Origin of the sequence: Flavobacterium sp. (genome assembly GCF_043778725.1) — a bacterium.
Lineage (GTDB): Bacteria > Bacteroidota > Bacteroidia > Flavobacteriales > Flavobacteriaceae > Flavobacterium.
Genome location: NZ_JAYWFT010000186.1, coordinates 1 through 7,374, shown reverse-complemented (window position 1 = coordinate 7,374; position 7,374 = coordinate 1). Strand labels below are relative to the sequence as shown.

Below are 7,374 nucleotides of genomic sequence, written 5' to 3'. Positions count from 1 at the left end.
TTTGTCCCCAAGATGCAGGTTGCAATTCGGCTCTTAATGCTGGATTTTCAACAATAATTACTTTGTATAATTGCAATCCGAAAGAAGACGCAGAAAGTCTAATGGCTTCTTTTAATGTTGCTAAATCTTCAGCAGATACTTTTTTAGTAGTATCAAATTTTTTAGTTGCATAACGCCAGTTTGCGTTTTCGTTAAATTGACTCATAGTGTTTTTTTTATTTTTGGGTTCTGTATTTTTCTAATAACGAGTTAAGTTGAAGTAATTCTGATGGTGTTAAATTGCTTGCAAATAGTTTTTCATGTTCAATAACTTTTGGATCAAGCTCTTCTAGTAATTCTAACCCTTTTGTTACAATTTGTACCTCAATTTTTCTTCTGTTTTCTGGACAAACTTCTCTTGTAACTAAATCTTTTAAGAGTAATTTATCAATCAATCTAGTAGTGTTGCTGTTCTTGGCAATCATTCGCTCTTGAATAACGCACATATTGGCAGGACAACCTTTTTGACCTCTTAAAATTCTTAAAACATTATATTGCTCAACAGAAATATCATAGGGTTTAAGAACTTCATTAAATTTATCAGAAATTACATTTTGAGTATATAGAACATTTAAGATGACTTTTTTAGCGTCATCCATAGTTACATTAGATTTTATAATTTCTTCAATTCTCATAATTGTTATTACAATATTTGTAGGTACAAATGTAAATATATTTTTATTTGTACATACAAACGTTATGTTATTTTTTTGTTAAGATTATTTTATCATTTCTAAATCAATTGAAAAACCTTTGTAAAAAGTTGTTATTGAATTTACTATTTTTGTAAAAAAAATAAAATGAATTTATCACAAAATGATTGGACTTCGCAGTTAAAAGACGATAATAACGCGATTATTTTAGATGTTAGAACACAAGAAGAGTGGAGTGAAGGCATCATTCCTGGTGCAATTTTAAACGATATTTACAAAGGACAAGGGTTTATTTATAGACTTGAAGAATTGGACAAGACTAAAAATTACTATGTCTATTGCAAAGCAGGCGGAAGAAGTGCACAGGCTTGCAGTGTAATGAATCAGATGGGATTTGAAAATACGTACAATCTTGAAGGCGGATTTATGAATTGGCAAGGTGATGTAGCGTTTACCGAAGAAAATTAATATTCTTTGGTTTTTTTGGGAATTCTTTTTATTATGGAACTGTAAAATTCTTTTATAGATTTTCTATGCAATTGTGTTGTTTGAATCTCATGTATAGAATTATCTTTAAATTTTATTACTAATTTATATTGATAAAATTTATGAATTATAGAATAAACCAGGAATAAAATTCCGATGAGTATCATTGAGTAAAACATATCTTTTTTATTAGATTGAATAAAGAAAAAGGTATATCCAAATACGCAAATGCTTATTAAAAAAAGTGTCATATTAGAATAAAAAACTCTTTTCTTAATAAGATTTACTCTATTGATTGATTCAAAATTGATTTTATTATGTTGCGAACCTTCGGTTATAATTATCTGTTTTTCAGTTATTAAGCCAAATTTTTTATTAAAATGGACTATGTCGCTGTTAACTTCAATAGTAGTCATTGTTTTACTTTTTTACTATATACGAATAAAATTATATTTCGGATTTTTTAAAATAAAAAAGACTCAAAAAAAGGATAATTCAAAAACCTGATTATCCTTTTTTGTATTTATAAAGTATTTAATTGATTGTTTATTTCAAAATTAAATTTCAAAATAAAAAATTCATTTATTGTAAACCATTTTGATCAAAAAGATACATTATTGATGCCATTGTAGCGGCTCCAAGTTCTAATTCACGTTTGTTAACGGCATCAAACTTATCGTTGGCCGCATGATGATAATCAAAGTAACGTTGCGAATCGGGTTGTAAACCTACTTTTACTATTTTGTCTGATTTAATTGGTCCAATATCTGTTCCTGAATGTCCTTTATCAAATACATGAATTAGATAGGGTTCGAATAAATTTTTCCAACTTGCAATTTTATCATAATTTTTATCGTCAGATTCTATTGAAAAACCTCTTGGTGAAAATCCACCCGAATCACTTTCTAAAGCAAAAATATGATTCTCATTGTTTTTAGTGGCAACTTCTCCATATTTATTTCCGCCTTTTACTCCGTTTTCTTCGTTCATAAAAAGAACCACTCTTATTGTATTTTTGGGTTTATAACTAAGTTTTTTAAACATTTCTAAGACAGCCATACTTTGTACACATCCAGCACCATCATCTTGCGAACCATCACCCAAATCCCAAGAATCAAGATGACCGCCAACAACCATAATTTTTTCGGGATGTTCTGTTCCTGTAATTTCTCCTACAACATTATAGGATAATACATCATCAAATGCTTGACACGACTGTTTAAAATAGAATTTATAACTTGTATTTTCTTTTAGTAATTTACTCAATGCGTTGGCTCCATTGGTAGATATTGCAGCTGCCGGAATTCTACTTTCTTTAGGAGTATCACCATAATTAGTCATTCCGGTGTGTGGTAAATCGTCCATTCTTAGATTCATCGAACGAACTATAACTCCTACTGCGCCTAGTTTTCCTGCTTCTCTTGCGCCAGACGAGCGTTGGTCTACACAACTTCCGTAGGCATGAAAAGTTTCTATAAATTCGGGATTCATTGGTCGGTTAAAGAAAATTATTTTTCCTTTTATTCTTGCTTCACCCAGTTCTTTCAATTCATCAAGACTTTTTACTTCAATAACATTTGCTAAAATTCCATTCTTGGGCGTGCCAACCGACATTCCTAAAGCACAAATTGGAAATGTTTTTTTTTGTTTTCCAATTTGTAAATAAGCCAGTTCTTTTTCACCTCTTGTCCATTTAGGCACCATGACCTCTTGAAGATACACTTTGTCTAGACCTAATAATTCCATTTGTTGCTTGGTATATTGAACCGCTTTTTCTGCTCCCACAGAACCCGATAACCGTTGCCCAATTTTATTAGACAAATCATCTAACCAAGTGTAACAGTGACTTTCGGTTAATGCCGATTTGTAAATCGCTTTTAGCATTTGCTCATCTGAAGTTTGTGAAAACGAAATTGAAACTTGAAGAAGAAGAAGTAGCACTATAATTTTTTTCATGATGTTTTTAAATTTAGTTCAAAAATAAATCAAAAAACATTTGGTTGCACAAAATTATTTTATTTACTTTGTACTTCAAAGTACTTTAATATGGAAAACGAAAAATATCTTAACGACATTTCAGAAATAAAAAACATGATGCACCAATCATCACGATTTATTTCGCTAAGCGGATTGTCTGGCGTTTTAGCCGGAATCTATTGCCTTATTGGCGCATGGGTTGCCTACAAGACACTATATTTTGACACCACATCAATGGGAAATTATAGTAATTTAATTATTACACAATCCAAAATTGAGCGTTTAATTATAACTGCGGCACTTGTAATTATTCTATCCATTATTACAGGAATAGTTTTTAGCATTAGAAAAGCCAAGAAAAGCAATGATAACCTTTGGAATGTTACTACTAAGAGATTGGTTATTAATTTTGGTATTCCTATAGCGAGTGGCGGTATTTTTATTCTTTTTTTAATAGAAAAAGAGATGTTAAGTTTGGTTGCGCCATTAACCTTAATTTTCTATGGATTGGCTTGTGTAAATGCAAGTAAATACACTCTTGGTGATGTAAGATATTTGGGCATTACTATGGTGCTTTTGGGATTGCTTTCCACATGGTTCTTAGGTTATGGCTTGCTGTTTTGGGCATTAGGATTTGGCGTATGCCACATTCTTTACGGAAGTGTTATGTATTTTAAATACGATAGAAATTAACGCTATGAATAAGTCTAGAAAAATAATTCTAATAACGACAATCTGTTTTCTAACACTATTTTTTGTTGGAGCTAAATTGGTTTCTAAAACTGGGAAATCTTTTAAATCTGAAATCAATAAGGAACAAACTAGTTTTAAGGATGGCGATATTATTTTTCAAACATCGCAATCTAAACAATGTGAAGCTGTTCGAATTGCTACAAACTCAAAGTTTTCTCATTGTGGAATTATTTTTAACGAAAATGGTTCTTGTTATGTTTATGAAGCCATTCAGCCAGTGAAAAAAACCTTATTTAAAGATTGGATAAAACACGGATTGGACAATAAATACCTTGTTGTTAGGCTAAAAGATACTTCTTTATTGACGCATTCTTCTTTAAACAAAATGAAACAATATGGCAAAGCATTATTTAATAAAGAGTATGATATCTATTTTGAATGGTCTAACGATAAAATATATTGTTCAGAATATGTTTGGAAAATTTATAAGCATGGCGCCAACATTGAACTGTGTAATTTAGAGAAACTTAAATCTTTTAATCTAGACGATTATAGAGTAAAAGCTATTCTAAGTGAACGCTATGGCAAGAATATTCCGCTAGAGGAAGAGGTTGTTGCACCATCGCAATTGGCAAATTCTGACAAATTAATAACTATCTTTGACAATTATTAGACATTGAAAACCATTATACAAAATATTAACAAAGCCTTTGATCACCGAATTCGTTTGGGGATTATGTCTGTATTGATGGTTAACGAAAGTGCCGATTTTAACATGCTGAAAGAACTTCTTGGTGTAACTGATGGCAATCTTGCTTCGCATACAAAAGCGCTAGAAACCGAGAATTATATCATGATTGAAAAGCAGTTTATTGGCAAAAAACCAAATACTAAATACATCGCGACTAAAGAAGGTAAAATTGCTTTTACGGCTCATATTGACGCATTAGAAAAACTAATCAAAAAAAGTTAAAACTATTTTTTTACCTATAAACTTTGAATTTCAAAGTACTTTTAGATTTATGAAAAACATTAAAAAATACTATTTACTTACTACAATTGTAATTTTAATATCCGAAATTTTAATTGCAATTTATGCTAAAGATCAATTTATTAGACCTGTTCTTGGTGATTATTTGGCTGTGATTTTACTCTTTTATTTGTTTGCTACTTTCCTTGAAATATCGATAAATAAAATTGCCATACTCACACTTTTTATTAGTTATACAATTGAAGGTTTGCAGTACATTCATATTTTAAAACTACTTCATTTGGAAAACATTAAAATTTTAAACATTGTTTTGGGCACTTCTTTTTCGTGGACAGACATGCTGGCCTATACACTTGGAACGATAACAGTTTTACTAATTCACAATTTTAAAAAAATACGATCATGGACTATTTTGTAGATGAAAAATCTATTGTAAGAGCCGTTTGGAAAAAAACGGATACTGTACTACTCATTTTTGCAGGTTCGGCGGCTGAGTTTGCCTTGAATAAAGCTGTTGATTGGTTGTATTTTACAGGAAAAATTCCTTCTAATCCTATTGAACGGTTGTTTTCTACTGTTGAATATGCTCAGAAGATTATTTTTTTGGACAAAGAACAGGCTTTGGCTGCAATAGATAAAATTACTCAAATTCATCAAGGTGTTGAACAAAGTCGCGGAAAATCTATTCCCGATTGGGCTTATAGAGATGTGCTTTATATGCTTATTGATTATTCTATTAGGTCTTTCGAATTGTTGGAGCGTAAACTTGAACTGGATGAAAAAGAAGAATTATTGAATGTTTTTAAACGATTAGGCGCACGAATGGGCATTAATAATTTACCTAAAAATTTCAATGAATGGGTCGTAGATAGAGACCAACACTTGGAAAATGATTTAGAGAAAGGACATTTTACTATCCATCTTTTAGAGCAATATAAGAAACATTTGGGTGGTTTTAGGTATTTTGTTTTACTACAGATGCAACACATTTTGGTTCCTAAGATTGTTTATAGAAAATTGTTTTTGTCTTCTTGTTTTCCTATAACTTTTGTGCTTAAACTTTATAAATGGAGTAGGATAATTGGGTTGGATGGTGTTATTAAAGCTATCATTCTTCCTAAAAAGTATAAGGATGAACTACTAAAAATTGGAAACTACGACAAGTTATAAATTACATTAATCATGAGAGATTTAATAATAGAAAAACTATACGAATTTACGAAAAAGCCTTATCAAAAATTCTTCAAAAAAGGTATTCCTTGGAACATCACTCCATCGCAACTTATACAATACAATCAAGACAGTTTAGGGTTTCATTTGGGTTGTTTTTTACTTAAGTATAATTTTGAAATGCAACCTAAGCTGGAAGATCATGACATTATTCATGTGCTCACCAATACACAAGTTGCTGTAACGGATGAAATAGGAATGCAATATTTTTTATTGGGAAACGGAAAAAGAAGTATGTATCTGTATATGGTGATAACTATTGGAACGCTTTTCTATCCTTTTCAAATGAAGTACTTTATAAGAAATTACAAGCGCGGAAAAATGGCTCATAGAATTCATGATTTGGATTTTTTAAAGATGCTTACGCTTCCATTAACTGCACTTAGAACTACTTTTAATATTATATAAATGACTAAAAGACAATAGTATAATGCCACGGGATTATTTTCTACACACCTTGCGCTTGGTAGTTTTGTTGCTGTTGCTTCATTTGCAATTCCCTTATGGTGCTTTGTTTGGCATTGGAATTAGTTATCTTTCGGATGCAGTTGTACTAAATGTTCTTGTGTTTTTTAACTTAATTTTCTTGTTTTTTACACAAAAGAAACACCAAGAATAGTATATGATTAAGTTGCTTATATTGTTGGTAAATATTCCTGTTGTGTTTGTTTACCTTAAGATTGTTGGTGCAACTTGGAAGTGATTGGGTGTTAGTGGATGTTGGTTTTTGGGTAAATTATAGTAGCATCGATTTTAGATTTGCGCTATCGGATCTAGAGATTTTAGCGTGATCTGAGGTTTCTAATCTGTTAAAAATTCTTCTATTTTGTTTTCTAATTTTTTTGATAAATTTAATACTAAAGCATCATTTATATATTCGATTTCTCCATTTTTATTTATTACTATATTGTATGGATAATGAGGTATTTTAAATTTATCGATTACTAATTTTCCATTTGGAATAATAGTAAAATCAAGTTTATGATTTAATAAAAATTTGTTAATAGTCTCTATATTATTCCAAGTTATTGCAAAAAATACTACAGGTTGAGATTTGTATTTTTGCTTTAATTGGTTCAATTCTGGAAATTCAGCTACGCAAGGTGCACATTGAGTAAACCAGAAATTTAAGACTATTACTTTACCTTTAAGATTTTCTAGATTAAATTTTAAACCATTAATGTCTTCAAGATTAAGTTCATCTATTATTGTGCCTTCTAATTTATTTCTAAACTTTTTTTCTTCCTTGAGTTTAATTTTATATTCTGTTTTTCTGTCTTTAATTTCTTCTTTACTTAATTCTCT

At 30.2% G+C, this 7,374-nt stretch carries 12 protein-coding genes; 7 read left to right on the top strand and 5 right to left on the bottom strand.

Going from position 1 to position 7,374, the window contains the following annotated elements:
- Both ACH2CG_RS16750 and ACH2CG_RS16745 read right to left on the bottom strand, forming a co-directional pair.
- The coding region (locus tag ACH2CG_RS16750; RefSeq protein ID WP_395067297.1) for a nitroreductase family protein at window positions 1-205 on the bottom strand (205 nt) is incomplete at its 3' end.
- 10 nt (window positions 206-215) lie between these two features.
- On the bottom strand, window positions 216-674 hold the full coding sequence (locus tag ACH2CG_RS16745) for a MarR family winged helix-turn-helix transcriptional regulator (RefSeq protein ID WP_395067295.1): 459 nt from the start codon (window positions 672-674) through the stop codon (window positions 216-218).
- A gap of 165 nt (window positions 675-839) precedes the next feature.
- Here ACH2CG_RS16745 and ACH2CG_RS16740 point away from each other — a divergent pair, with 165 nt between their 5' ends.
- Window positions 840-1,160, top strand: coding sequence for a rhodanese-like domain-containing protein (locus tag ACH2CG_RS16740; protein ID WP_395067293.1), 321 nt, complete (start codon window positions 840-842; stop codon window positions 1,158-1,160).
- Here the strand turns inward: ACH2CG_RS16740 and ACH2CG_RS16735 are convergent.
- Both ACH2CG_RS16735 and ACH2CG_RS16730 read right to left on the bottom strand, forming a co-directional pair.
- Window positions 1,157-1,594 (bottom strand): hypothetical protein, encoded by a 438-nt coding sequence (locus tag ACH2CG_RS16735; RefSeq protein ID WP_395067291.1) that lies wholly within the window; start codon window positions 1,592-1,594, stop codon window positions 1,157-1,159. The two genes, ACH2CG_RS16740 and ACH2CG_RS16735, sit on opposite strands and share 4 nt — an antisense overlap.
- Window positions 1,595-1,760: 166 nt before the next feature.
- Window positions 1,761-3,134 carry a M28 family peptidase gene (locus tag ACH2CG_RS16730; protein ID WP_395067289.1) on the bottom strand — a complete coding sequence of 458 codons (1,374 nt, stop codon included), beginning with the start codon at window positions 3,132-3,134 and terminating at the stop codon, window positions 1,761-1,763.
- 90 nt (window positions 3,135-3,224) lie between these two features.
- Between ACH2CG_RS16730 and ACH2CG_RS16725 the strand changes: the two genes are divergently transcribed.
- Genes ACH2CG_RS16725 through ACH2CG_RS16700 form a run of 6 tightly spaced genes read left to right on the top strand, consistent with a single transcriptional unit; the run spans window position 3,225 to window position 6,477 of the window.
- Window positions 3,225-3,848 (top strand): hypothetical protein, encoded by a 624-nt coding sequence (locus ACH2CG_RS16725; RefSeq protein WP_395067287.1) that lies wholly within the window; start codon window positions 3,225-3,227, stop codon window positions 3,846-3,848.
- 4 nt (window positions 3,849-3,852) lie between these two features.
- Window positions 3,853-4,521 (top strand): YiiX family permuted papain-like enzyme, encoded by a 669-nt coding sequence (locus ACH2CG_RS16720; protein ID WP_395067285.1) that lies wholly within the window; start codon window positions 3,853-3,855, stop codon window positions 4,519-4,521.
- Window positions 4,522-4,524: 3 nt separating this feature from the next.
- Window positions 4,525-4,821 carry a winged helix-turn-helix domain-containing protein gene (locus ACH2CG_RS16715; protein WP_395067283.1) on the top strand — a complete coding sequence of 99 codons (297 nt, stop codon included), beginning with the start codon at window positions 4,525-4,527 and terminating at the stop codon, window positions 4,819-4,821.
- 49 nt (window positions 4,822-4,870) lie between these two features.
- On the top strand, window positions 4,871-5,257 hold the full coding sequence (locus ACH2CG_RS16710) for a DUF2809 domain-containing protein (RefSeq protein ID WP_395067281.1): 387 nt from the start codon (window positions 4,871-4,873) through the stop codon (window positions 5,255-5,257).
- Window positions 5,242-6,009, top strand: a complete 768-nt coding sequence (locus ACH2CG_RS16705; protein ID WP_395067279.1) for an oxygenase MpaB family protein — start codon at window positions 5,242-5,244, stop codon at window positions 6,007-6,009. Before ACH2CG_RS16710 ends, ACH2CG_RS16705 begins: the two co-directional genes overlap by 16 nt.
- Before the next feature lie 12 nt (window positions 6,010-6,021).
- Entirely contained in the window at window positions 6,022-6,477 is a 456-nt protein-coding gene (locus ACH2CG_RS16700) for a hypothetical protein (RefSeq protein ID WP_395067277.1), read from the top strand.
- Window positions 6,478-6,870: 393 nt separating this feature from the next.
- Here ACH2CG_RS16700 and ACH2CG_RS16695 read toward each other — a convergent pair.
- A partial coding sequence (locus ACH2CG_RS16695) for a TlpA family protein disulfide reductase (protein WP_395067275.1) occupies window positions 6,871-7,374 on the bottom strand: 504 nt, incomplete at its 5' end.

Excerpts from the sequence above, each read along its gene's own strand:
- ACH2CG_RS16745 (WP_395067295.1), bottom strand. The coding sequence starts at position 674 with ATGAGAATTGAAGAAATTATAAAATCTAATGTAACTATGGATGACGCT.
- ACH2CG_RS16740 (WP_395067293.1), top strand. The coding sequence starts at position 840 with ATGAATTTATCACAAAATGATTGGACTTCGCAGTTAAAAGACGATAAT.
- ACH2CG_RS16735 (WP_395067291.1), bottom strand. The coding sequence starts at position 1,594 with ATGACTACTATTGAAGTTAACAGCGACATAGTCCATTTTAATAAAAAA.
- ACH2CG_RS16730 (WP_395067289.1), bottom strand. The coding sequence starts at position 3,134 with ATGAAAAAAATTATAGTGCTACTTCTTCTTCTTCAAGTTTCAATTTCG.
- ACH2CG_RS16725 (WP_395067287.1), top strand. The coding sequence starts at position 3,225 with ATGGAAAACGAAAAATATCTTAACGACATTTCAGAAATAAAAAACATG.
- ACH2CG_RS16720 (WP_395067285.1), top strand. The coding sequence starts at position 3,853 with ATGAATAAGTCTAGAAAAATAATTCTAATAACGACAATCTGTTTTCTA.
- ACH2CG_RS16710 (WP_395067281.1), top strand. The coding sequence starts at position 4,871 with ATGAAAAACATTAAAAAATACTATTTACTTACTACAATTGTAATTTTA.
- ACH2CG_RS16705 (WP_395067279.1), top strand. The coding sequence starts at position 5,242 with ATGGACTATTTTGTAGATGAAAAATCTATTGTAAGAGCCGTTTGGAAA.
- ACH2CG_RS16700 (WP_395067277.1), top strand. The coding sequence starts at position 6,022 with ATGAGAGATTTAATAATAGAAAAACTATACGAATTTACGAAAAAGCCT.